The 23,658-nt window shown below is 71.6% G+C and carries 23 protein-coding genes and 5 tRNA genes; 8 read left to right on the forward strand and 20 right to left on the reverse strand.

The features are described 5' to 3' along the window. Positions 1–25 precede the first annotated feature (25 nt). The gene (locus tag PYR72_RS15575; RefSeq protein WP_275455913.1) at positions 26–1,702 is read right to left on the reverse strand and encodes a DAK2 domain-containing protein; all 1,677 of its coding nucleotides are present in this window, start codon (positions 1,700–1,702) and stop codon (positions 26–28) included. Between the two features lie 299 nt (positions 1,703–2,001). Here PYR72_RS15575 and rpmB point away from each other — a divergent pair, with 299 nt between their 5' ends. After that, complete coding sequence (rpmB, locus tag PYR72_RS15580; protein WP_013000438.1) at positions 2,002–2,187, forward strand: 50S ribosomal protein L28; 186 nt, start codon at positions 2,002–2,004, stop codon at positions 2,185–2,187. A gap of 164 nt (positions 2,188–2,351) precedes the next feature. Here rpmB and thiD read toward each other — a convergent pair whose 3' ends face one another. Next, positions 2,352–3,173 carry a bifunctional hydroxymethylpyrimidine kinase/phosphomethylpyrimidine kinase gene (gene thiD, locus PYR72_RS15585; RefSeq protein WP_275455914.1) on the reverse strand — a complete coding sequence of 274 codons (822 nt, stop codon included), beginning with the start codon at positions 3,171–3,173 and terminating at the stop codon, positions 2,352–2,354. Next, positions 3,170–4,135, reverse strand: coding sequence for a thiamine-phosphate kinase (locus PYR72_RS15590; RefSeq protein WP_013000440.1), 966 nt, complete (start codon positions 4,133–4,135; stop codon positions 3,170–3,172). The genes thiD and PYR72_RS15590 overlap by 4 nt, the downstream gene beginning before the upstream one ends. Positions 4,136–4,362: 227 nt before the next feature. Here PYR72_RS15590 and PYR72_RS15595 point away from each other — a divergent pair, with 227 nt between their 5' ends. Beyond that, entirely contained in the window at positions 4,363–4,596 is a 234-nt protein-coding gene (locus tag PYR72_RS15595; protein WP_013000441.1) for an Lrp/AsnC ligand binding domain-containing protein, read from the forward strand. A 20-nt stretch (positions 4,597–4,616) separates the two neighbouring features. Then, positions 4,617–5,138, forward strand: coding sequence for a DUF3515 domain-containing protein (locus tag PYR72_RS15600; RefSeq protein ID WP_275455915.1), 522 nt, complete (start codon positions 4,617–4,619; stop codon positions 5,136–5,138). Between the two features lie 90 nt (positions 5,139–5,228). Here PYR72_RS15600 and PYR72_RS15605 read toward each other — a convergent pair whose 3' ends face one another. The 3 genes from PYR72_RS15605 to PYR72_RS15615 are packed head-to-tail and all read right to left on the reverse strand — an operon-like array spanning position 5,229 to position 8,265. After that, positions 5,229–6,386, reverse strand: a complete 1,158-nt coding sequence (locus tag PYR72_RS15605; RefSeq protein ID WP_275455916.1) for a D-alanine--D-alanine ligase family protein — start codon at positions 6,384–6,386, stop codon at positions 5,229–5,231. 59 nt (positions 6,387–6,445) lie between these two features. After that, positions 6,446–7,456, reverse strand: a complete 1,011-nt coding sequence (locus PYR72_RS15610; protein ID WP_275455917.1) for an NAD(P)H-dependent glycerol-3-phosphate dehydrogenase — start codon at positions 7,454–7,456, stop codon at positions 6,446–6,448. Further along, positions 7,453–8,265 (reverse strand): lysophospholipid acyltransferase family protein, encoded by an 813-nt coding sequence (locus PYR72_RS15615; protein WP_275455918.1) that lies wholly within the window; start codon positions 8,263–8,265, stop codon positions 7,453–7,455. Before PYR72_RS15615 ends, PYR72_RS15610 begins: the two co-directional genes overlap by 4 nt. Positions 8,266–8,431: 166 nt before the next feature. Here PYR72_RS15615 and cofC point away from each other — a divergent pair, with 166 nt between their 5' ends. Together cofC and PYR72_RS15625 are read left to right on the forward strand one after the other, a co-directional pair. Next, on the forward strand, positions 8,432–9,082 hold the full coding sequence (gene cofC, locus PYR72_RS15620; protein WP_275455919.1) for a 2-phospho-L-lactate guanylyltransferase: 651 nt from the start codon (positions 8,432–8,434) through the stop codon (positions 9,080–9,082). A 9-nt stretch (positions 9,083–9,091) separates the two neighbouring features. Then, entirely contained in the window at positions 9,092–9,295 is a 204-nt protein-coding gene (locus PYR72_RS15625; protein WP_005479889.1) for a hypothetical protein, read from the forward strand. Positions 9,296–9,382: 87 nt separating this feature from the next. Here PYR72_RS15625 and PYR72_RS15630 read toward each other — a convergent pair whose 3' ends face one another. From PYR72_RS15630 to leuC, 4 genes are all read right to left on the reverse strand, one after another. Continuing rightward, a complete protein-coding gene (locus PYR72_RS15630) occupies positions 9,383–10,036 on the reverse strand; it encodes an HU family DNA-binding protein (RefSeq protein ID WP_275455920.1) in 654 nt (217 codons plus the stop codon). Positions 10,037–10,174: 138 nt separating this feature from the next. Then, positions 10,175–10,405, reverse strand: a complete 231-nt coding sequence (locus tag PYR72_RS15635; protein WP_037724724.1) for a hypothetical protein — start codon at positions 10,403–10,405, stop codon at positions 10,175–10,177. 288 nt (positions 10,406–10,693) lie between these two features. Continuing rightward, positions 10,694–11,287 (reverse strand): 3-isopropylmalate dehydratase small subunit, encoded by a 594-nt coding sequence (gene leuD / locus PYR72_RS15640; protein ID WP_275455921.1) that lies wholly within the window; start codon positions 11,285–11,287, stop codon positions 10,694–10,696. Between the two features lie 6 nt (positions 11,288–11,293). Then, positions 11,294–12,718 (reverse strand): 3-isopropylmalate dehydratase large subunit, encoded by a 1,425-nt coding sequence (gene leuC / locus PYR72_RS15645; protein WP_275455922.1) that lies wholly within the window; start codon positions 12,716–12,718, stop codon positions 11,294–11,296. A gap of 198 nt (positions 12,719–12,916) precedes the next feature. Between leuC and ndgR the strand changes: the two genes are divergently transcribed. Continuing rightward, positions 12,917–13,633 carry an IclR family transcriptional regulator NdgR gene (gene ndgR, locus PYR72_RS15650; RefSeq protein ID WP_003993203.1) on the forward strand — a complete coding sequence of 239 codons (717 nt, stop codon included), beginning with the start codon at positions 12,917–12,919 and terminating at the stop codon, positions 13,631–13,633. 83 nt (positions 13,634–13,716) lie between these two features. Here ndgR and PYR72_RS15655 read toward each other — a convergent pair whose 3' ends face one another. Beyond that, on the reverse strand, positions 13,717–14,226 hold the full coding sequence (locus PYR72_RS15655; RefSeq protein ID WP_275455923.1) for a DUF4188 domain-containing protein: 510 nt from the start codon (positions 14,224–14,226) through the stop codon (positions 13,717–13,719). A gap of 81 nt (positions 14,227–14,307) precedes the next feature. On the opposite strand from PYR72_RS15655, the gene PYR72_RS15660 reads away from it, so the two are divergent. Further along, positions 14,308–14,952 carry a MerR family transcriptional regulator gene (locus tag PYR72_RS15660; RefSeq protein WP_275455924.1) on the forward strand — a complete coding sequence of 215 codons (645 nt, stop codon included), beginning with the start codon at positions 14,308–14,310 and terminating at the stop codon, positions 14,950–14,952. A 51-nt stretch (positions 14,953–15,003) separates the two neighbouring features. Here the strand turns inward: PYR72_RS15660 and PYR72_RS15665 are convergent. From PYR72_RS15665 to PYR72_RS15705, 9 genes are all read right to left on the reverse strand, one after another. Then, positions 15,004–15,076 (reverse strand) — tRNA-Glu (locus tag PYR72_RS15665). Between the two features lie 47 nt (positions 15,077–15,123). Beyond that, a tRNA-Gln gene (locus PYR72_RS15670) sits at positions 15,124–15,195 on the reverse strand. A gap of 21 nt (positions 15,196–15,216) precedes the next feature. Then, a tRNA-Glu gene (locus tag PYR72_RS15675) sits at positions 15,217–15,289 on the reverse strand. Between the two features lie 62 nt (positions 15,290–15,351). Next, positions 15,352–15,424: transfer RNA gene (locus PYR72_RS15680), tRNA-Glu, on the reverse strand. 42 nt (positions 15,425–15,466) lie between these two features. Further along, positions 15,467–15,538: transfer RNA gene (locus PYR72_RS15685), tRNA-Gln, on the reverse strand. A 91-nt stretch (positions 15,539–15,629) separates the two neighbouring features. Further along, entirely contained in the window at positions 15,630–16,361 is a 732-nt protein-coding gene (locus tag PYR72_RS15690; protein ID WP_275455925.1) for an HAD family hydrolase, read from the reverse strand. Between the two features lie 96 nt (positions 16,362–16,457). Continuing rightward, positions 16,458–17,933 (reverse strand): glutamate--tRNA ligase, encoded by a 1,476-nt coding sequence (gene gltX, locus PYR72_RS15695; RefSeq protein WP_275455926.1) that lies wholly within the window; start codon positions 17,931–17,933, stop codon positions 16,458–16,460. Next, positions 17,926–18,702, reverse strand: a complete 777-nt coding sequence (locus PYR72_RS15700) for a fumarylacetoacetate hydrolase family protein (RefSeq protein ID WP_275455927.1) — start codon at positions 18,700–18,702, stop codon at positions 17,926–17,928. Before PYR72_RS15700 ends, gltX begins: the two co-directional genes overlap by 8 nt. 245 nt (positions 18,703–18,947) lie before the next feature. Further along, positions 18,948–19,127: a hypothetical protein gene (locus PYR72_RS15705; protein ID WP_005479907.1), complete on the reverse strand. Its 180-nt coding sequence runs from the start codon at positions 19,125–19,127 to the stop codon at positions 18,948–18,950. A gap of 607 nt (positions 19,128–19,734) precedes the next feature. On the opposite strand from PYR72_RS15705, the gene PYR72_RS15710 reads away from it, so the two are divergent. Beyond that, complete coding sequence (locus tag PYR72_RS15710; protein ID WP_275455928.1) at positions 19,735–23,658, forward strand: nitrate- and nitrite sensing domain-containing protein; 3,924 nt, start codon at positions 19,735–19,737, stop codon at positions 23,656–23,658.

Raw genomic sequence — 23,658 nt, forward strand, 5'->3', positions numbered from 1 at the left:
CCCCGCCGGCCCCGAAGGTGCCGGGCTACTCGACGCCGATCAGCAGCAGGGCGCCCTGCCGGCCGCCCCGGTACACCACCGTGTCCACCGCCAGGTACTCCCGTACCCGGGTCTCCACGTGCTCGACGACCTCGGCGGGGGCCTCGTCGCCCAGGACCAGGGTGACCATCTCGCCGCCCGCGGCCAGCATCCGGTCGACCACCGCGGCCGCGGTCAGGGTGACGTCGGAGCCGATGACGGCGACATCGCCGTCGATCAGGCCGAGGACGTCGCCGGCCTGGCAGATGCCGGCCATGGTCCAGGACTGGCGTTCGGCGATGACGACCTCGGCGTAGCGGGTGGCGCCGGCCGCGGACGTCATGGACACGACGTCCTCGTCGAAGCGGCGGCCGGGTTCGTGGACGGCGAGGGCGGCGATGCCCTGCACCGCCGAGCGGGTGGGGATGAGGGCGACGCGGACGCCTTCCGTGCGGGCCTGCTCGGCGGCGGCCGCCGCCGTGTGCCGCAGGTCCGCGTCGTTGGGCAGCAGCACCACCTCCCGCGCGTGCGCGCGCCGTACGGCCTCCACCAGCTCCCCGCTGGCGGGCGGCTCCCCGGGGCGGGCCAGCACCGTGGTCGCGCCCGCCTCGGCGTAGAGGCCGGCCAGCCCCTCGCCGGGGACGACGGCCACGACGGCCCGCTGGGCGCGCTCGCGCGGCGGCCGCCCGGACTCACCGGTCACATGGGCGTCCCCGGCCCCGAAGTGCGTGATCCGGATGCGGTACGGGCGCCCGGCCTCGACGCCCGCCTCCACGGCGGCTCCGGCGTCGTCGACGTGCACGTGCACGTTCCACAGCCCGTCGCCGCCGACCACCACCAGCGAGTCGCCGAGGGCGTCCAGCCGGCTCCGCAGACGGGCCACGGCCGCGTCCTGCGCCTCCAGGAGGTAGATCACCTCGAAAGCGGGGCCGCCCGCGCCGGGCTTGTCGTCCGCGCACACCTCCGCGGTCCGCGCGTCCCGGGCCACGGGCGTCCGCCCGCCGGTGCCGGCCACCGCCCTCGGCGCCTCACCCGTGAACGTCTCCACCAGCGCCGCCAACACCGCCACCAGGCCCCGCCCGCCCGCGTCCACGACCCCGGCGCGGGCCAGGGCCGCCAGCTGGCCCGGCGTCCCCGCCAGGGCCGTCCCGGCGCCCTCGTAGGCGGCGCGGGCGACCGTGCCGCAGTCGCCCTCGACGGCGGTGGCCGCGTCGGCCGCCGCGGAGGCGACCGTGAGAACGGTGCCCTCGACGGGGTGGGCGACCGCGTCCCGGGCGGAGTCGGCGGCGTGCCGCAGCGCGAGCCGCAGCCCCCGGCCGTCGGTGTGAACCGCGTCACTGTCGCCGGAGAGCACCTGGGCCATGCCCCGCAGGAGCTGGGCGAGGATCGTCCCGGAGTTGCCCCGGGCCCCGATCAGGGCCCCGTGCGCCATGGCCCGCGCCGCCTCGGCGAGGGTGGGCCGGCCCGCCGCGGCGCCGGTCTCGTGGCCCGCGAAGACGGCCTCCACGGCCGCCGCCGCCGACTCCATCGTCAGGTAGAGGTTGGTGCCGGTGTCGCCGTCGGCCACCGGGTACACGTTGATGGCGTCGATCTCCTCGCGTGCGCGTCCCAGCGCGGCCAGCGCGAGTCCGCACCAGGTGCGTACCGCGAGAGCATCGAAGAATGTCTGCGGCACCTGCGGCACCTGCGCCTCCTTGAGCTGCGTGGCTGCTGGACGTGGGGGCGGGGGACGCCGCACGCCGCAGGCAGCGTAGACCCGCGGTGGTGACCGCCGGTAAGGGGGCCGGGACGAGGCCCCGACCAGCCATGGTAGTTTCGTTGTGCGGACGCAGTCGTTGTATGCTGCTCCGGTTGTCCGATTCGGATCCATGATCCAGACCGGACTCTCCCCCTGGCAACGCCACTCGGGTCCCAGTCGATGGGATCGTGATCCCGGCATGCCGGGATCAACCGTAAGTGCATCTGAAGTCTTTGGAGTGACCCGTGGCTGCCAACTGCGACGTCTGTGGCAAGGGGCCGAGCTTCGGCAACAACATCTCGCACTCGCACCGCCGTACGTCCCGTCGCTGGAACCCGAACATCCAGCGCGTCCGTACCGTGGTCGGCGGGACGCCGAAGCGCGTGAACGCCTGCACCTCGTGCATCAAGGCCGGCAAGGTCTCGCGCTGACGCAGCGCGCGGCCACTGCTGGTTCGCTGCTCAGAGCCGGTCCACCGTGAGGTGGGCCGGCTTTTTGCCGTGCCCGTACGCGCCAGGCGTTCTGCCGTACCCGTACGCGGATCCGTGGACGGCGGCCGAGCCGGTACGCCGCCACGGTCCGCCCGCGCGGGGCGTCAGACGGTCGGAGCACCCCGTGTGAGGGCCCAGCCGTGGTCCACGGGCCCGATCCCGCCGCCGAGGGCGAACCCGCCGGAGATCGCCCCGGTCACATACGCCTTGGCCGCCGTCACGGCCTCCGGCACGGTCCGCCCGCGCGCGAGGTGCGCGGCGATCGCGGAGGCGAGCGTGCAGCCCGTGCCGTGCGTGTGCCGGTTGTCGTACCGGGGGGCCCGCAGCCAGTGCTCCTCGTCGCCGTCGGTCAGCAGGTCGACGGCGTCCCCCGGGAGATGACCGCCCTTGATGAGCGCCCACCGGGGCCCGTGGGCCAGCAGGGCCTCGGCCGCCTCCCGCATCCCGGCCTCCGACCCGACCCGTACGCCGGTGAGCTGGGTCACCTCGTCGAGGTTCGGGGTCGCGACGGTGGCCACCGGCAGCAGCCGCGTCCGTACGGAGTCCAGGGCGGAGGCGGCGAGGAGCGGGTCGCCGTGCTTGGAGACGCCGACCGGGTCGACGACGACCGGCGCGTCCGTGGCCGCGAGCAACGCGGCGACGGCCTCGACGAGTTCGGCGGAGGCGAGCATGCCGGTCTTGACGGCCTGGACCCCGATGTCGTCCACGACACTGCGGTACTGGGCGCGCACGGCCTCGACGGGAAGCTCCCAGGCGCCCTGGACGCCCAGGGAGTTCTGCGCGGTGACGGCCGTGACGACGCTCATCCCGTGCACCCCGAGCGCCAGCATGGTCTTCAGGTCGGCCTGGATCCCGGCCCCGCCGCCGGAGTCGGACCCGGCCACGGTGAGGACCCTCGGGGGCGCGGGGCTCGGGGCGGCGGTCATGACTCGATGTCCCCGAAGTGGTCCCAGCCGCCCTTGCTGGTCCACGGCGCCCCGTCCACGGTCACCTGGGGCAGCGCCGAGGGGTTGAGGACCTCGCCGATCACCTTCCAGCGCGCGGGCAGCTTCACGTCCTGCGGGAAGGTGGCCACGATCGCGTGGTCCTCGCCGCCGGTGAGCACCCACTGGAGGGGGTCGACGCCCACGGCCTGGCCGATGTCGTGCATCTGGGTCGGGATGTCGATCGCGCCGGAGCGGATGTCGATCCGGCACTTGCTGGCCTCCGCGATGTGCCCCAGGTCCGCGATCAGCCCGTCGCTGACGTCGCACATCGCGGTCGCGCCGAGCGAGGCGGCGGCCGGGCCCGCGTGGTACGGCGGTTCGGGGCGCCGATGGGCCTCCACGAAGGCGCGCGGCGAACGGAAGCCGCGGGAGAGCACCGTGTGCCCGGCGGCGGACCAGCCGAGCCAGCCGGTGACGGCGACGACGTCGCCGGGCCGGGCTCCGCCCCTGGTCACGGGCTCGTGGTTGCGCAGGTCACCGAGGGCGGTGATGGAGATCATGATGGTGTCGCCGCGGACGACGTCCCCGCCCACCACGGCCGCGCCGGCTACCTGGCACTCGTCGCGCAGGCCGTCCATCAGCTCGGTGGCCCAGGTCACCGGGAGATCGGCGGGCGCGACCAGACCGAGCAGCAGGGCGGTGGGCACCGCGCCCATGGCGGCGATGTCCGCCAGGTTCTGCGCGGCGGCCTTGCGCCCCACGTCGTAGGCCGTGGACCAGTCGCGCCGGAAGTGCCGCCCCTCCAGGAGCAGGTCGGTGCTCGCCACGACCCTGCGGTCCGGCGCCGCCACCACGGCGGCGTCGTCGCCGGGGCCGACCCGGACCGCCGGGGTGGTGGTGAGCCGGGAGGTGAGCTCCCTGATGAGCCCGAACTCCCCCAGCTCTCCCACGGTGCCCTTCATCGTCGTATCGCCCCTTCTCGTGCCGTTTCCAGTGTCGCTCCCGCCCGGTCGCGGGCCGTTGTCGTCCTCGGTACGGTCGAGTGGACCGTCAACTCGCGTCGTCCCCGTCCCCCGGTGCGTGCGGCGCGGCCTCCAGGGGTCTCCCCCCGGCGCCTGACGACGCGATACCGTGGCGTTCCTTTTCCCGACATGATCCACATGATCCTCGTGGCCGCCCTGGAGGTTCCGTGGTACAGGCGTACATCCTGATCCAGACGGAGGTCGGCAAGGCGTCGACCGTCGCCGAGACGATCAGCAAGATCCCTGGCGTGGTCCAGGCCGAGGACGTGACGGGTCCCTATGACGTCATCGTGCGCGCCCAGGCCGACACCGTCGACGACCTCGGTCGGCTGGTGGTCGCCAAAGTCCAGCAAGTGGACGGGATCACCCGCACCCTGACCTGCCCGGTCGTGCACCTGTAGCCCCCGTCTACCCTGGGCCGGTGAACTCGCCTCGTCACCGGCCGACCGCTCGCCTCGGGCTGCCCGTCCTCGCCGTGTCGTTGATCGCCGTCGCGGGCTGCTCCTCAGCAGACGACGGCGGCACGGCGGCGGTTCCCAGCCCGGGGACCGCCGCCACGACGCTGTGCCGGAAGCTGGACGGGGTGCTGCCGCGGACGGTGGACGGTCTCGGTCGCCGGGATCCTCGGCCCGCCTCCGCGCTGACGGCGGGCTGGGGCGACGCGGTGATCATACTGCGCTGTGGTGTGCCGCGGCCGCCCAAGATGGCCGATCCCGCGGTGGCGGAGGGGCGGGACGACGACGCGGTGGCCGGGGCCGTCGACGGGGTGGACTGGCTGATGGAGAAGCGGGACGGAGGCGCCTACCGCTTCACCACGGCCAATCGCTCCGTGTACGTGGAGGTGTCGGTGGCGGCCGAGCGGGCCGCCGAGGACACCTCGCCGATCCTGGTGGGGCTGGCGCCTGCCATCAAGAAGGCGGTTCCCGAGGGGGTCGCCTCCTGAGGTGTGCCTCAGGAGGCCGTGGTGAGGCTGAGGGCCGGACCGTGGCCGGTCGCTCCCACGGGGTGCCCCTCTGCCTCGGACCCGTCGGGTCTACCTCAGACCCGTCGAGCGGTGCAGCGCCGCCTGGATCAGACGGTCCACCAGCTCCGGGTACGCGACGCCGGTCGCCTGCCACATCGCCGGGTACATCGAGATCGGCGTGAAGCCGGGCAGCGTGTTGATCTCGTTGATGACGAACTCGCCGTCCTCCGTGAGGAAGAAGTCCGCGCGGACCAGCCCCTCGCAGGAGGCCGCGTCGAAGGCGTCGACGGCGAGCCGCCGGACCTCTGCCGTCTCCTCGGGCGTCAGCGGGGCCGGAACGATGCCGGGCGTGGAGTCGATGTACTTGGCGTCGAAGTCGTAGTACGCGTGGGCCTCGGGCGGCGGGATCTCGGCGGGCACGGACGCGCGGGGGCCGTCCTCGAACTCCAGGACGCCGCACTCGATCTCCCGGCCGCGCAGGGCCGCCTCGACCAGGATCTTCGGGTCGTGCCGCTGGGCCTCGGCGATCGCCTCGTCGAGACCGGCGAGGTCGTCGACCTTGGTGATGCCGATGGAGGACCCCGCGCGGGCGGGCTTCACGAAGAGGGGCCAACCGTGCTCACCGGCGAGGTCGATGATCTTCTTGCGGGCGGCGGCCTCGTCGAGCTGCCACTCGCGGGGCCGGATCACCACGTACGGGCCGACCTTCAGCCCGAAGGAGGTGAACACCCGCTTCATGTACTCCTTGTCCTGGCCGACCGCCGAGGCGAGCACGCCCGAGCCGACGTAGGGGACCCCGGAGAGCTCCAGCATGCCCTGGAGGGTGCCGTCCTCGCCGTAGGGGCCGTGCAGGACGGGGAAGACCACGTCGACCTCGCCGAGCGCCTTGGGCACCGACCCGGGCTCGCTGTAGACGACCTCCCGGTTGGCGGGGTCGACGGACAGCACCACGCCGCCCTCCCGCGACTCGGCGAGTTCCTCGACGCTCGGCGTACGGCGGTCGGCGATCGCCATGCGTTCCGGCTCGTCGGCGGTGAGGAACCAGCGGCCCTCCCGGGTGATGCCGATCGGCAGGACGTCGTACTTGGTCCGGTCGATGGCCCGCAGGACGGCGCCGGCCGTGACCACGGAGATCCCGTGTTCCGAGCTGCGGCCGCCGAAGACGACGGCCACGCGCGGCTTGCGGGACGGCTGCTGAGGGCTCTGGGGGAGGTTCTCGGTGCTCATATCGCGTCGAGAGTACCCGGTGGTAGTGGGCCAGTCAGTGCCCCTACGGCCGCTTTCGCTCAGCGCCGCTCCGGCTTGGCGCTGCGCGACATCATCTCCTTGAGGGCGACGACCGGCGGCTTGCCGTCGTGGACGATGTCGACGACCGTCTCCGTGATGGGCATGTCGACGCCGTGCCGGCGCCCCAAGTCCAGTACGGACTCGCAGGACTTGACGCCCTCGGCGGTCTGCTTGGTGACCGCGATGGTCTCCTGGAGGGTCATGCCCCTGCCGAGGTTGATGCCGAAGGTGTGGTTGCGGGAGAGCGGCGAGGAACAGGTCGCCACCAGGTCGCCGAGTCCCGCGAGTCCGGCGAAGGTGAGCGGGTCGGCGCCCATGGCGAGGCCGAGCCGGGTCGTCTCCGCGAGACCGCGGGTGATGAGCGAACCCTTGGCGTTGTCGCCGAGGCCCATGCCGTCCGCGATGCCGACGGCGAGACCGATGACGTTCTTCACCGCGCCGCCCAGCTCGCAGCCGACGACGTCGGTGTTGGTGTAGGGGCGGAAGTACGGGGTGTGGCAGGCGGCCTGGAGCCGCTGGGCGACGCCCTCGTCGGTGCAGGCGACCACGGAGGCGGCCGGCATCCGGGAGGCGATCTCCCGCGCCAGGTTGGGTCCGGTGACGACGGCGACGCGGTTCTGTCCGACCTTGGCGACGTCCTCGATCACCTCGCTCATCCGCATGGCGGAACCGAGTTCGACGCCTTTCATGAGCGAGACGAGGACCGTGTCGGGCGCCAGCAGCCCGGTCCAGGCGGCGAGGTTGGCCCGCAGCGTCTGGGAGGGGACCGCGAGGACGGTGAAGTCGGCGCCCGCGGCGGCCTCGGCGGCGTCGGTGGTGGCCCGCAGGTTCTCCGGGAGCCGCACTCCGGGGAGGTAGTCCGGGTTGGTTCGGGTGGAGTTGACCGCCTCCGCGAGGTCCGGACGCCGTCCCCACAGGACGGTGTCGCATCCCGCGTCGGCGAGCACCATGCCGAAGGCCGTGCCCCACGAACCGGTGCCGAACACCGCCGCCTTGACCGGCTTGCTCACTTGCCCTGCCCCTCTTCCTGACGTTGCTGTCCCCGCAAGGCCCCATTGTGCTGCTCGGGCCGCCGGTGCTCGACCGCGGCGGCGCTCCTGCGCCGCTGCTCGATCCGCTCCACCTTGGGGTCGTACGGCGTCTGCGGCGCCCGCTCGCCGCGGATCTCCTCCAGCTGGCGGGTGACGGCGGCCATGATGACCGCGGTGGCGTCCTTCAGCAGGTCCGGGCTCATCTCCCGGCCGTAGAAGCGCGTGAGGTCGACGGGCGGGCCCGCGAGCACGTGGTGCGTCTTGCGCGGCAGGATGTGGGGCTTCTTCGCGTACGGCGGCAGCAGTTCGTTGGCCCCCCACTGCGCGACCGGGATCACCGGGCACCGCGTCTGCAGCGCGACCCGCGCGGCACCGGTCTTGCCGGTCATGGGCCAGCCGTCCGGGTCGCGGGTGAGGGTGCCCTCGGGGTAGAAGGCGACGCACTCGCCGCGCTCCACGGCGTCGATGGCGGCCCGGAAGGCGCTCAGCGCGTCGGTGCTCTCGCGGTACACGGGAATCTGACCGGTGCCGCGCATCACGGCACCGATGAATCCCTTGCCGAAGAGGCCGCTCTTCGCGAGAAAGCGCGGAACCCGGCCGGTGTTGTACTGATAATGGGCGTACGCAAAGGGATCGACATGCGAATTGTGGTTCACGGCGGTGATAAATCCACCCTCGGCCGGAATGTTCTCCATTCCACGCCAGTCCCGCTTGATCAGCACCACCAGGGGTGGTTTGGCGATCACCGCGGCGAGGCGGTACCAGAAGCCGATTCTCCGGCGGGGCACGCGGACACCTTCCTCTAGGACTTCCCAGGGCCTGCTTCCGGGGGCCCGGAGCCGCACAAGTGTCGCCCCGGGCTGCCGGTCTGTCGAGAACACCGTACGCCCCGCCCTGTGGCCGCCCATTGCGCCCAGGTGACAATGGCGGCGACAAGAGAGGGACGGAACGCCCGTGCAGTGGACCCTGGTCGTGCCCGTGAAGCCCCTGGCACGGGCCAAGAGCAGGCTCTCGGACACCGCCGCCGACGCGGTGCGCCCCGGGCTGGCCCTCGCCTTCGCCCAGGACACCGTGGCCGCGGCCCTGGCCGCCACGGCCGTGCGCGGTGTGGTGGTGGTCACGGACGATCCCCTCGCCGCGCGCGAACTCACGGCCCTCGGCGCCCGCACTGTGCCGGAGGATTCCGGCGGCGGTCCCGAGGACGGCCTGAACGCCGCTCTGCGGCATGGAGCGGCCCTCGTGCGCGATGTACGCCCGCAAAGCCCGGTGGCAGCCCTGAACGCCGATCTGCCCGCCCTGCGCCCCGGGGAGCTGACCCGCGTCCTGGACGCGGCCGCCGCGTTCCCCCGCGCCTTCCTCGCCGACGCGGCCGGCACCGGCACCACCCTGCTCGCCGCGGCTCCGGGTCACGGCCTCTCCCCCGCCTTCGGCCCGGGCTCCCGCACGCGCCACCGCCGCTCCGGCGCCGTGGAACTCGACCTCACCGCCGTGGACTCCGTACGCCAGGACGTCGACACCGGCGACGACCTGCGCGCCGCGCTCGGCCTCGGCGTGGGCCCCCGTACGGCCGCGGCGGCCGCGCGGCTGCTGATCCCCGGCCAGTAGGCTGCGGCCATGCAGGCCACCGCGTACACCTACGACCCCGCCACCCGCACCGGCCAGGTGCTCCTGGACGACGGCACCCCGGTCCCGTTCGGCGCCCCGGCCTTCGACGCGGGCGCGCTGCGGCTGCTGCGGCCGGGGCAGCGGGTCAGGATCGAGACGGAGGGCGAGGGGGAGACCCTGCGCATCACCCTGATCACCCTGCAAACGTTCTGAGCCCCCGCGGAGTCCGCCCCGGAACACGCCGCGGGCCGGGCTCCATCGGTCAGGAGCCCGGCCCGGCGCGTGTGAGTACCAGGCGCCCTATGCCTGGCGTGCGGCGGTCTTCTTGGCGGTCGTCTTGCGAGCCGTCGACTTCTTGGCCGGCGCCTTCTTGGCCGTGGCCTTCTTCGCCGGCGCCTTCTTCGCGGCGGTCTTCTTGGCGGCCGTCGTCTTCGACGCCGTGGTCTTCTTCGCGGCGGCCGACTTCGCGGTGGTCTTCTTCGCGGTCGTCTTCTTCGCCGTGGTCTTCTTCGCGGCGGCCGTCGTCTTCTTGGCGGCGGCCGTGGTGGTCTTGCGGGCGGTCGTCTTCTTGGCCGCGGTCTTCTTCGCCGCCGCCTTCTTGACCGTCGCCGAGGCCCCACCGCTCAGGCTGCCCTTGGGCGCCTTCTTGACCGCGACCTCGCCACCGCGGGGCAGCTTCTTCGAGCCGCTGACCAGGTCCTTGAAGCCCTGGCCCGCGCGGAAACGCGGCACGGAGGTCTTCTTGACCCGAACCCGCTCACCCGTCTGCGGGTTGCGGGCGTAACGGGCCGGCCGGTCCACCTTCTCGAACGAACCGAAGCCGGTGACCGAGACCCGGTCCCCGGCGACGACCGCGCGGACGATGGCGTCCAGAACGGCGTCGACCGCGTCGGCGGCCTGCTGACGCCCGCCGACCTTGTCCGCAATCGCTTCTACGAGCTGCGCCTTGTTCACGTCTTCCCCTTCGGAGACATCGCCAGAACGAAAGTGTTCAAGCCTTTTCGCACGTTAGGCAGATATATACCGCAAATCAAACACGAAACGGGCTTATCACCCTTGTGCCGCAACGAACTCGGCAGCCACGGACTTCTCTCAGCGTTCCTCTGCGGGCATTCGCCCCTCGTCGAGGTCCGTCGTGAAGCCCTCCAGCCGCCTTGCCGCGTCGGCGAGATCGTGCTTGGCCACGGCCGTAATGACCAGCAGCTTCCGGGTCAGCGCCATGCGTACGCCCTCCGGGACTTGCAGTGCGCGCACTCTTGCGTGCGCTTCCTTGAGTTGGCCCGCGACCGCCGTATAGAGCTCGAGTTGGCCGTCGTGTTCCATGCACAGATTGTGCCATCTGGGGCGAGTTGTCGCCTGCGCAGGGGGCAACTGCCGTCTCCCGGAGGCCCAGGGAGCACCTCCGGCCGATGCCACACGATGGTGCGCCTACCCCGGCAATCACCTTTGTAACTAGGGGAGTTGAAACCTTTCTGCACATGACTTCGAAGGTCTCCGAACCCGGACATGCAGGTACCCCCAACCGTGCCCGATTGGGGGTACCTGGGGGTGTCGCGGTGGCTGGAATCAGCCGTGCGCGGGCGCCCTCGGGGGGCGGCCCGCGCCGGTGGATCAGACCTTCAGCGTCCTCGGCTTGTACGACGGCCGCTTGGCCTCGTAGGCGGCGATGTCGGCCTCGTTCTGGAGGGTGATGGAGATGTCGTCCAGCCCGTTCAGCAGCCGCCAGCGGGAGTTCTCGTCCAGCTCGAAGGCGGCGGTGATCCCTTCGGCGCGCACCTCGCGGGCCTCCAGGTCGACCGTGATCTCGGCCTCGGGGTCGTTCTCGCTCAGCTCCTGCAGCGCTTCCACGATCTTCTGGTCGAGAACCACCGTGAGCAGGCCGTTCTTGAGCGAGTTGCCGCGGAAGATGTCGGCGAAGCGGGAGGAGATCACGGCCTTGAAGCCGTAGTTCTGCAGCGCCCAGACGGCGTGCTCACGGGAGGAGCCGGTGCCGAAGTCGGGGCCGGCGACCAGGACGGTCGCCCCCTTGCGCTCGGGGCGGTTGAGGACGAAGTTCTCGTCCTTGCGCCACGCCTCGAACAGTCCGTCCTCGAAACCGTCCCTGGTGACCTTCTTGAGCCAGTGGGCGGGGATGATCTGGTCGGTGTCGACGTTGCTGCGGCGCAGCGGGACGGCCCGGCCGGTGTGGGTGGTGAATGCTTCCATGGCTGTTCAGACTCCAGCGGGCGCGGGGGCGTCGGTCAGGTCGGCGGGCGAGGCCAGGTGGCCCAGTACGGCGGTGGCGGCCGCGACCTGCGGCGACACCAGGTGCGTACGGCCGCCCTTGCCCTGCCGGCCCTCGAAGTTGCGGTTGGAGGTGGACGCCGAGCGCTCACCGGGGGCCAGCTGGTCGGGGTTCATGCCCAGACACATGGAGCAGCCCGCGTGCCGCCACTCGGCGCCGGCCTCCTTGAAGACCACGTCCAGACCCTCGGAGACGGCCTGCAGACCGACCCGCGCGGAGCCGGGGACGACCAGCATCCGTACGCCGTCGGCGACTTTGCGGCCCTTGATCAGCTCGGCGGCGGCGCGCAGGTCCTCGATGCGGCCGTTGGTGCACGAACCTACGAAGACGGTGTCCACGTTGATGGACTTCAGCGGCTGGCCGGCCTCCAACCCCATGTACTCCAGGGCCTTTTCGGCGGCGAGGCGCTCCGATGCGTCCTCGTACGAGGCCGGGTCGGGGACCGACGCCGAAAGCGGCGCGCCCTGGCCGGGGTTGGTGCCCCAGGTGACGAACGGCGACAGGGAGGCGCCGTCGATGATCACCTCGGCGTCGAACTCGGCGTCCTCGTCCGTCCTCAGCGTCTTCCAGTACGCGACGGCCGCGTCCCAGTCCTCGCCCTCGGGGGCGTGCGGACGGCCCTTGAGGTAGTCGAAGGTGGTCTGGTCGGGGGCGATCATGCCCGCGCGGGCGCCGGCCTCGATCGACATGTTGCAGATGGTCATGCGGGCCTCCATCGAGAGCTTCTCGATGGCGGGGCCCCGGTACTCCAGGACGTAGCCCTGGCCGCCGCCCGTACCGATCTTGGCGATGATCGCCAGGATGAGGTCCTTGGCGGTGACGCCCTCGGCCAGCTCGCCCTCGACCGTGATCGCCATGGTCCTGGGCCGGACCAGCGGCAGCGTCTGCGTGGCCAGCACGTGCTCCACCTGGGAGGTGCCGATACCGAACGCCAGACCGCCGAAGGCGCCGTGCGTGGAGGTGTGGGAGTCGCCGCAGACGACGGTCATGCCGGGCTGGGTCAGACCCAGCTGCGGGCCGACGACATGCACGACACCCTGCTCGACGTCGCCCAGCGGGTGCAGACGCACACCGAACTCGGCGGCGTTCGCGCGCAGCGTCTCCAGCTGGACGCGGGAGACCGGGTCCGCGATGGGCTTGTCGATGTCGAGGGTGGGGGTGTTGTGGTCCTCGGTCGCGATGGTCAGGTCGAGCCGGCGAACCTTCCGCCCGCTCTTGCGGAGACCGTCGAAGGCCTGGGGGCTGGTCACCTCGTGCAGCAGGTGCAAGTCGATGAAGAGGAGGTCGGGCTCGCCCTCGGCGCGCCGGACGACGTGGTCGTCCCAGACCTTCTCCGCGAGTGTCCTACCCATCGCTTTCCCTCCGGCCGGCGCGGCAGCGCGTCGGCCCAACTAGAGATATCGGAGGTGGCGAGCGCGCGAATCCCCTCGTGGCGCGCGCCGGCCGCCGGGCTCGTCGGTCCGCGAGCCGTTGTTGTTCTGCTTCCAGAGTGGCAAGGTCCACGCGAAATTGAACTTGCGTTTCACAGAGTGAGACGCGAGTATCGTTGCATGGACAACAGTAGCGGCGTCGGCGTTCTGGACAAGGCGGCCCTGGTCCTGAGCGCTCTGGAGTCCGGTCCGGCCACCCTCGCGGGTCTGGTCGGCGCCACGGGACTCGCACGGCCCACGGCCCACCGCCTGGCCGTGGCTCTGGAACACCACCGCATGGTGGCACGCGACATGCAGGGCCGTTTCATCCTCGGCCCCCGGCTGGCCGAGCTGGCCGCGGCCGCCGGCGAGGACCGCCTCCTCGCGACGGCGGGCCCGGTGCTCACACATCTGCGCGACATCACGGGCGAGAGCGCGCAGCTCTACCGCCGGCAGGGCGACATGCGGATCTGTGTCGCCGCCGCGGAGCGGCTCTCCGGCCTGCGGGACACGGTCCCGGTGGGCTCGACCCTCACGATGAAGGCCGGTTCGTCGGCGCAGATCCTGATGGCCTGGGAGGAGCCGGAGCGGCTGCACCGCGGACTGCAGGGCGCCCGTTTCACGGCCACGGCCCTCTCGGGCGTACGGCGCCGGGGCTGGGCCCAGTCCATCGGCGAGCGCGAGCCGGGCGTCGCCTCGGTCTCCGCGCCCGTGCGGGGCCCGTCGAACCGCGTGGTGGCGGCCGTCTCCGTCTCCGGCCCCATCGAGCGCCTCACCCGCCACCCCGGCCGTATGCACGCCCAGGCGGTGATCGACGCCGCGGGCCGCCTCTCGGAGGCCCTGCGCCGCACCGGCTGATCCACCCGCCCGCCCGACCACGGGAAATGGCCTGCCTCAACGCCGCGGCAGGCCTTTTCTCATGGGCGACAGCAGCCGGGCCCCTAGGCGCTGACTCCCCGCCGGTGGGCGAACCTCTCCTTCGCCGACCGCCCCCGCGCCTCGACCGGCAGTACCCCCGTGGCCGCCGCCAGGCCGAACGCGGGCATGTCGGCGTAGATCGACTCGTACGAGCCCGCCGGCACCACGTAGGTCTCGTGCCACAGGCCCACGTGCTGCCGGGCCTTCCCCTTGCGCTCCTTGCGGTTCAGCGCCGCCCACGCCACCCGGTGGAACGCGTCGGGCGCGTGCGCGTAGGCGTAGAGCTTCTCCTTGGACTCCCAGTACTGGACGACGTAGTACGTCCGCGGCGAGGCCGTCAGCAGCACGGCGTTCAGCAGCCCCCGCTCGGGGTCCTTCCGCAGCTCGCGCAGCATCCGCGGCATCGCGGTCAGCACGGGCATCCAGTGGTGCACGGCCCAGAGGTGGTTGATCCGCGTGCCGATCAGCAGAACCACCACCTCGCCCTCGGCCGCCGCGGTGGTACGGCCGGCCACGACCCGCTTTCCGAACATGACTCCCCCTGGTTGGTGAGCGGCACTATCCGAACTCTCGTGCTTGGATAGTGACACTTCCCAAGGAGAGGCGCAAGAGAGATGCGGCTGGCGGAGCTGAGCGAGCGCAGCGGGGTGTCCCCGGCGACGATCAAGTACTACCTGCGTGAGGGGCTGTTGCCGCCGGGCCGCCAGGTCAACGCGACGACGGCGGAGTACGACGAGGAGCATCTGCGCCGGCTGCGGCTGGTGCGGGCGCTGATCCAGGTGGGCAAGGTGCCGGTGGCCAACGCCCGGGAGGTGCTGCGGCACGTGGACGACGAGTCGCTGGGCCGCACGATCCGTCTCGGCGCGGCCCTGTGGGCGCTGCCGCAGACCCCCGGCCCGGACGAGGAGGACCCGGTCACCGTCGCCGCGAGGGCCGAGGTGGACCGGCTGCTGCGGACGCTGGGCTGGGAGTCGGCGCGGGAGACCGGCTCCCTCTCCCCCGCCCACCGTTCACTGGTGGCACTGGTGGCGACACTGCTGCGGCTCGGCTTCCCCTGCGGCGCCGAACAGATGGCCCCGTACGCGGAGTTGATGCATCAGGCGGCCGTCAGGGACCTGGATCACATGGAGAGCTACGCGTCCGACACCGAGATGGCGGAGGTGGCGGTGTCGTCGGCGGTGCTCTTCGAGCCGGTGCTGCGCTTCCTGCACCGCCTCGCCCAGGAGGAGGAGTCGGCCCGGCGGTACGGCTTCGAATAGCCGGGCGCATGACGAAGGCCCCCCACCGAGGTGGAGGGCCTTCGTGAAACGTACCCCCGACCGGATTCGAACCGGCGCTACCGCCTTGAGAGGGCGGCGTGCTAGGCCGCTACACAACGGGGGCCCTAGCGATCCTGCATGCGTTTGATGTACAAACGCCGCAGGTCCGAGCTGGTCTACCTGGACTCGAACCAAGAATGACGGTACCAGAAACCGTAGTGTTGCCAATTACACCATAGACCAATAAGGTTGAGACCTTTTGCGTACCCCCGACCGGATTCGAACCGGCGCTACCGCCTTGAGAGGGCGGCGTGCTAGGCCGCTACACAACGGGGGCCCTAGCGATCCTGCATCGACAGTGGCGGGAGCTACCCTGACCACCTTCGCGGGAAGGATCTGTACCCCCGACCGGATTCGAACCGGCGCTACTGCCTTGAGAGGGCAGCGTGCTAGGCCGCTACACAACGGGGGCTTCGCGGATCTGATCTCCGCATGCGCAGATGAGCTCTGCGAGCTGGCCTACCTGGACTCGAACCAAGACTAACTGAACCAGAATCAGTCGTGCTGCCAATTACACCATAGGCCACTGGAACGCAAGCCCCTGTGGGGATCTTGTTCTAGTACTGCTCCGTCGGTTCCGGCCTTTCGGCCCGCTCCCCGGCGGCGCAGGAAGAACATTACCCGAAGGTGGACGGCGCTCCAAAACGGGTATCCGAGCCGAGGATCGCGGGCAGTTCGGCGAGGGTGGCGATCCGGTGGGGCCCGACGGGCGGGTCGACGGTCGCGTACAGACCGCCGCGGTCGATCCAGACCGACAGCAGACCGGCGTCGGCCGCGCCCCGGCCGTCGATCTCGGGGTGGTCGCCGACGTAGGCGACCTCGTGCGGCGGCAGCTCCAGGGCCTCGCAGGCCACGTGGAACGCCTCGGCGGCCGGTTTGTGGACGCCCAGCTGCTCGGCGCAGAGCACCGTCTCGAAGCGGTCCCACACCCCGAGTGCGCGCAGCTTGCGCTCCTGGACGGGGAGGCTGGAGTTGGACAGGACCGCGTGCCGGTGGCTGGCGGCGAGCGCGTCCAGGACCGGCAGGACGTCCGGGAAGAGCGACCAGGCCCGCTCGTAGTGGGCGATGTAGCGCTCGAACCAGGCGTCGGCCTCGGCGTCGCTCAGCGGCTGCCCGTGGAAGTCCCGTACCCGGTCACGGCGGGTCGACTCCCAGTCGCCCTCGCCCGCCGCGTACCGCCGCCAGTGCAGGCTGGTCAGCTCGCGCCAGCGGGTCAGGGCCTCCTCGACGGAGCCGTGGCCGAGCATCAGGCCCTCGGCGGCGAGATGGTCCCGCATACCGGCCCGGTCGGCCGCGGTGTAGTCGAAAAGGGTGTCGTCGACGTCCCAGAGCACCGCCTTGATGTCCATGATCCGACGGTAGCCGGAGGCCGGCCGTCCTGTCCCCGGGACGGGACGACGAAGGGGCGGCACCCGGGCCCCGGGTGCCGCCCCTTCCCCACGCCGTTACGCGGCCAGCTTCGCCAGGGCCGCGTCGATCCGTGCCAGGGTCTTCTCCCGGCCCAGGATCTCCAGGGACTCGAAGAGCGGGAGGCCGACCGTGCGGCCGGTGACGGCGACACGGACGGGGGCCTGGGCCTTGCCGAGCTTGAGACCGTGGGCCTCGCCGGCGGCCAGGACGGCCTCCTTCAGGGACTCGGCCGAGGTCCAGTCGGCCGCCTCCAGCTTCCCGCGGGCCGTGCGCAGCAGGTCGTCGGAGCCCTCCTTCATGGCCTTCGCCCAGCTCGCCTCGTCCTCCACCGGCTCCGGCAGGAACAGGAAGTCGACGTTCTCCGTGATCTCGGACAGGACCTTCAGGCGGGTCTGCGCGTGCGGGGCGATCGCCTCCCACCTGGCCTCGTCGAAGTCCTCCGGCGCCCAGGGGGCGAACGGGGCCTTCAGCCAGGGGGCGCAGCGCGCGGTGAAGTCCGCCACGTCCAGCAGCCGGATGTGGTCGGCGTTGATCGCCTCGGCCTTCTTCAGGTCGAAGCGGGCCGGGTTGGGGTTCACGTCGGCGATGTCGAAGGCGGCGACCATCTCGTCGATCGTGAAGATGTCCTGGTCGGCGGAGAGCGACCAGCCGAGCAGGGAGAGGTAGTTGAGCAGGCCCTCGGGGAGGAAGCCGCGCTCCCGGTAGAGGTTGAGGCTCGCCTGCGGGTCGCGCTTGGAGAGCTTCTTGTTGCCCTCGCCCATCACGTACGGCAGGTGCCCGAAGGACGGGACCTCCTTGGCGATGCCCAGCTCGATCAGGGCCTTGTACAGGGCGACCTGGCGGGGGGTGGAGGAGAGCAGGTCCTCGCCGCGCAGGACGTGGGTGATCTCCATCAGGGCGTCGTCGACGGGGTTGACGAGGGTGTAGAGCGGGGCGCCGTTGGCGCGGACGATGCCGTAGTCCGGGACGTTCTCGGGGGTGAAGGTCAGCTCGCCGCGGACCAGGTCCGTGAAGGTGATCGTCTCGTCCGGCATCCGGAAGCGGACGATCGGCTCACGGCCCTCCGCCTCGTACCGGGCCTTCTGCTCGGGCGTCACCTCGCGGCACTTGCCGTCGTAGCCGGAGGGCCGGCCGGCGGCGCGGGCGGCGTCGCGGCGCTCCTCCAGCTCGGAGGCGGTGCAGTAGCAGGAGTAGGCGTGGCCGGCCTCCTTGAGCCGCTCGGCCACCTCCAGGTACGTCTCCATGCGCTGCGACTGGCGGTACGGCGCGTGCGGGCCGCCGACCTCGGGGCCCTCGTCCCAGGTGAAGCCCAGCCAGCGCAGGGAGTCCAGGAGCTGCTCGTAGGACTCCTCGGAGTCGCGGGCCGCGTCGGTGTCCTCGATGCGGAAGACGAACGTGCCGCCGGTGTGGCGGGCGAACGCCCAGTTGAACAGGGCCGTGCGGACCAGGCCCACATGGGGGTTGCCGGTCGGGGACGGACAGAAACGTACGCGGACGGAGCCGTTAGCCACGCTTGATCACCTTGTTGGTGAGAGTGCCGATGCCTTCGATGGTGACGGCGACCTCGTCGCCGACGTTGAGGGGGCCGACCCCTGCCGGGGTGCCCGTGAGGACCACGTCGCCGGGGAGCAGCGTCATGGCCTCGGTGATGTTGACGATCAGGTCCTCGATGGAGTGGATCATCTCGCTGGTGCGGCCGAGCTGGCGCTGCCCGCCGTTGACGGTGAGCTGGATGGTCAGGTCGGCCGGGTCGAGGTCGGTCTCCACCCAGGGGCCCAGCGGGCAGGAGGTGTCGAAGCCCTTGGCCCTGGCCCACTGCTTCTCGCGCTTCTGGACGTCCCGGGCGGTGACGTCGTTGGCGCAGGTGTAGCCGAAGATCACGTCCTTGACGCGTTCGCGGGGGACCTCGCGGCACAGCCGGCCGATCACCACGGCCAGCTCGGCCTCGTGGTGCACCTCCTGCGAGAACGCCGGGTACTGGATGTCGTCGCCGGAGCCGATCACGGAGGTGGCCGGCTTGAAGAAGGCGAACGGGGTGTCGGGGACCTCGTTGCCCAGCTCGCGGGCGTGTTCGGCGTAGTTGCGGCCGAAGGCCACGACCTTGTTGGGGAGCACCGGCGGCAGCAGCCTGACCTTGCTGAGCGGGACCTTCGTACCGGAGAGCTGGAAGTCCGCGAACGGGATGCCCTTGATGATGTCGAGGACGAGCTCGTCCGGCTTGTCGCCCTCGACCGCGCCGAAGGCTACGTTCCCGTCGATGGAGAACCTGGCGATGCGCACGGGATGCTTGCGCCCCTTAACTGAGCTGGCTGGAGTCTGACGGTCCAGGCTAACGCGGGGCGGGGCGGCCGCTTCGCGTATTTGAACCGCGCAGGCATGCCGAACAACCGGGCAGGTGTGCGAAGGGCGCCCGGCAGGTGCCGGGCGCCCTTCGCACACCTACGCGGGAGCCCGCCGGATCTCGGGGAACTTCACCGGATCCACGTTGAATGCCGGGCGGCTCGTGCGCGTACTTGAGCGTGCAACTACTCCGCCGCCTGGACCGGGACCGTCATCAGGACCGTCCGGCGGGGGTTGGCGGTCTGGGAGGGGAGGTCGACGGAATGCTCCTGCTCCGGCGTGCGCAGGTCCTCGGCGTCGGCGAGGTGGGCCAGCGTCGTGCGCCGGGGGTTGGCTATGTTGCGGAACATCGTCGTCGTCTTCACTGTTGTCCTGGACCTCGTCGTGTGCGGGCGCCGGGCGGACCGCAAGGGCCGTCCCACAAGCGCGGGTTGTCGGATTCGCCATCCCTGTAAAGCGTCAGGCTAAACATCCGATTCCCGGGTCAAGTCGTGAAGAAGGCATGATCGGCGTGTGAGTTTGCTCACTCAGTCATGGGCAAAACGGGCAATCCAGGCCAACCTTGCACCTTCACGAAACAGACATAAAGCACCTGAACCTCCCATTCCGCTCCTGATCATGGCGACTGGGACACCCGGCTCGCGCCAAGGGATCGCACGGGTATGTCCGTAATAAACGGAAACACCTTCCACACCCGGTGACGTCGTCCTCACATGCTGTCACAGTGAACAGACCGTTATCCGTTGGCCTTGTTGCAGATCCGGCACTGTGCTGGAATTCCACGGACCGCCGCAGGATCGTGCCGGCGCGCAGAGGCGCAGAAGAAACAGCGCCTGGCGGCGGTGGGAGGGGGAGCCAGCGCCGGTCACTCACGACCACCCAATTGGGGACGTATTCAGGGCGCCCCCGAAGACGCCGACACCGTCCCGCCGTTCACACGGTGGGGCGCCTGGTCCAGAGGTTGCGACGCTAGTGCAGGGACGTTTCAAGAGGGATGGCAGCGCTTCGGCGGAGCCGGAGCCACACAACGGAACCGGTAACGGTTCCTCCCCCCAGCACGCCCAGAACCCGGGTCCGGCGGAGATCGGCGACGGCGGTGAGCGCTCCGGGCGCCCCGGCGCGTCAGCTGCTCCCCAGCAGCCCGGGAAGCCCAAGGGCGGTACCACCGGCGGAGGCACGAGCGGCTCCCGCGTAGCCCTGCGCAACTGGCGCATCTCGACCCGTCTGGTCTCGCTGCTCGCGCTCCCCGTGGTGGCGGCGACCTCGCTCGGTGCCCTGCGCATCGGCGACAACGTGGACGACATCCAGCAGCTCGACAACATGCGGCTGCTCACCGACATGACCAAGCAGGCGACCGAGCTGGCCACCGCGCTCCAGAACGAGCGCGACGAGTCCGCCGGTCCCCTCGCGCACGGCGTGAACGCCGGCGATTACACGATCAAGGGCGCCCGCGAGAAGACGGACCTGGCGCGGACCCAGTTCACCGACGCGACCCAGGCCGCCGAGACCGCGACCACCACCGAGAAGATGCCCGGTGTGCGCGACAGCCTCGTCCGGGTCGTGCGCGAGCTCTACAACCTGAGCAGCATCCGCAAGAACGCCTACGTGGACCCCAAGAACTCCACGCAGACGGTCGAGGCGTACCACCGCCTGATCGACCAGCTGCTGGAGCTGTCCACGGACATGGCCGAGGCCACCAGCAACCCGGACATGATCAAGCGGACCCGTGCCCTGGCGGCGTTCTCCTCCGCCAAGGAGTACGCCTCCGTGCAGCGCGCGGTCATCGCCGCGGCCCTGCCCGACTCCGACGACAAGGCCGGCAAGCTCTCCGAGAACGACCGGCTGTACGCGAACGCGGCCCTGGCGAACGAGGAGTCGGACCGCAGCACCTTCTCCGACATCTACGGTGCCGGTGCCGAGGACGTGACCAAGCCGATCGACGACGCGAGTCCCACCGTCGAGGCCTCCGACGTCTACGCGGACCGGGTTCTCGGCAGCGCCAGCGGTCTGGGCGGACAGGACAAGCGCTCGTACAGGGACTGGATCGACGACTCCGGTGCCAAGATCGAGCGGATGAAGAAGATCGAGGGCTCGCTCCTCGAGGAGATGGAACAGACCGCCCGCAACCTCCGCGCCGACGCGGAGCAAGAGGCGATCATCTCCGGTGCGCTGATCCTGCTCGTCCTCGGTGTCTCCCTCGTCGGCGCGTTCGTCGTGGCCCGGTCCATGATCCGCTCGCTGCGCCGACTGCAGGACACCGCGACCAAGGTCGCCCAGGACCGGCTGCCCGAGCTGGTCAAGCAGCTGTCGGAGTCGGACCCGCAGGACGTCGACACCTCCGTCGAGTCGGTCGGTGTGCACTCCCGGGACGAGATCGGCCAGGTGGCCGCGGCCTTCGACGACGTGCACCGCGAGGCCGTCCGCCTCGCCGCCGAGCAGGCCCTTCTGCGGGGCAACGTCAACGCGATGTTCACCAACCTCTCGCGCCGCTCCCAGGGCCTCATCCAGCGTCAGCTGTCGCTCATCTCCGAACTGGAGTCGCGCGAGGCCGACCCGGACCAGCTGTCCTCGCTGTTCAAGCTCGACCACCTCGCCACCCGCATGCGCCGTAACGGTGAGAACCTCCTCGTCCTCGCCGGTGAGGAGCCCGGCCGCCGCTGGACCCGTCCGGTCCCGCTGGTCGACGTGCTCCGCGCCGCCGCGTCCGAGGTGGAGCAGTACGAGCGCATCGAACTCGCCTCCGTGCCGACGACCGAGGTCGCCGGCCGCGTGGTCAACGACCTCGTGCACCTCCTCGCCGAGCTGCTGGAGAACGCCACCTCCTTCTCCTCGCCGCAGACCAAGGTCAAGGTCACCGGTCACGCCCTGCCCGACGGCCGGGTGCTGATCGAGATCCACGACACCGGTATCGGCCTCTCCCCCGAGGACCTCGCGGCGATCAACGAGCGGCTCGCCTCGCCGCCCACCGTGGACGTCTCGGTCTCCCGCCGCATGGGTCTGTTCGTGGTCGGCCGGCTGTCGCAGCGCCACGGCATCCGTATCCAGCTGCGCCCGTCCGACTCGGGCGGTACGACCGCGCTCGTCATGCTTCCCGTCGACGTGGCCCAGGGCAACAAGAAGCCCGCCCCGGGCAAGCCCGGCCAGGGCGGCCCCTCCACCGGTGGTCCGGCCGCCGCGCAGGCCTCGGCCGGTGCCGCCGCCGCGCGCCGCCAGACCGGCAGCCCGTCGGCTCCTCCGCTCGGCGGCCCCTCCGCCGGCGGCGGTCTGCTCGGCGGTCCTCCGCAGCGCGGACAGGTCGGCGCGGGCCAGGGTCCGCGGGCCGCGCTGCCCGGCAACCCCAGTGGTCCGGGCGGTCTCGGCAACCCCGGCGGCCCGCGTGGCCCGCAGGGCGGTCCGCCGGTGCCCCCGCAGGGCGGTCGGCCTCCGGCCGGCGCCGGTGCCGGCGGGTTCGGCAACGGCGGTGCGTTCGGCGGCGGTCAGGCGCCCGGTGCCCCGCAGGGCCTGCAGGCCGCCGGGACCGGTGGCCCGAACAGCTTCGAGAGCTTCGACGACTCCGGTCGCCAGGGCGGCTTCCCGACCGGCTCGGGCCTGCGCCCGGCCGGCGGTCCCGGTGACGCGGGCGCGTCCCGGCCCGGCGGGGCCGACAACGGCCCCGGTGCCGTCCCGCCCAAGCAGGGCAAGGAACGTTCCGGCAGGCGCCGTCCGCAGCTGCCCGGCCGCGGTGGTCCGCGCGCCGAGCTGCCCGGTGGCAACACCTCGTCGCGGACGCCCAGCTGGAGCGACGACAACGCGCAGCCCCCGGTGCCGCGTGCCTCCCTGGACGCCCCGCGCGGCCACGAGGAGCAGCCGGACGTCACCGCGCCCATGCCGCGCGTCGAGCCCGGCCGGGCTCCGGACTTCCCGCCCACCCCGGGCGCCGACTTCGACAGCCGTCGCCCCGGCGCGGGCACGCCCGCACAGGACGGCACCGGCTCCTACGTCCGCTCCGACGTGTTCGGCGGGGCCGGTGCTCCGCCGGCGCCCACCGGTCCGTCCCGCGGCGCCTCGCAGGACCCCTCGTCCACCGGCCAGTTCGCCGCGACCGGCTACGACGCCTCCGGCACGGGCCAGTTCCCGGCGCCGGGCCGGCCGAACCAGCAGGGCGCCGGTCAGTACGGTGCTCCCGGCCGCCCCGGTCCGCAGGACCCGGGACAGTACGGCGGGCAGAACGGCCAGGGTCCCGGGCGGTACGACACGCCGGGCCGGCAGAACTCCCAGGACACCGGTCAGTTCGAGCGGCCGCAGGTGAACGGGGGCTACGACGCTCCTCGTCCGCCGGTTCCGCCGCAGCGTCCGCCGGTGCCCCCGCAGCGTCCCGCGCGCCCGCAGGAGCCGGAGGCCCTGCCCCCGGCGACGGGTCCGATGGACGGCCGTACGCCGCTCTACGACACGCTGGAGACCAACTGGTTCCACGGTCAGGGTGGCCAGAGCGGGCACAACGGCCAGAACGGCAACCAGCAGGGCCGGCCGGGCAACGGTTCCGCGCCCCAGCAGGCCGCCGCGCCCGCTCCCCAGACTCCGGCCGCTCCTCAGCGTCCGGCGGCACCCGCCGCGCCCGCGTCCACCGCGTGGCGCAGCACGCCCAACGACGACCTGGTCCGCCAGGCCGAACGTGCCCGGCAGCCTTCGGCGGGCGGGGTCACCACCTCCGGCCTGCCGCGCCGGGTCCCGCGCGCGAACCTCGTGCCGGGCACGGCTCAGCAGCAACAGCACCAAACCGGTCCGCAGGTCTCGCGTTCGCCTGACGACGTACGCGGCCGACTGACCAATCTCCGTCGGGGCATCGCGCAGGGTCGACAGGCCGGCAACGGCCAGACCGGCAGCTTCCCGAGCCCCACTCACCAGCAGGAGCGTTAG

Source organism: Streptomyces sp. VNUA24 (assembly GCF_029167005.1).
Taxonomy (GTDB): domain Bacteria; phylum Actinomycetota; class Actinomycetes; order Streptomycetales; family Streptomycetaceae; genus Streptomyces; species Streptomyces scabiei.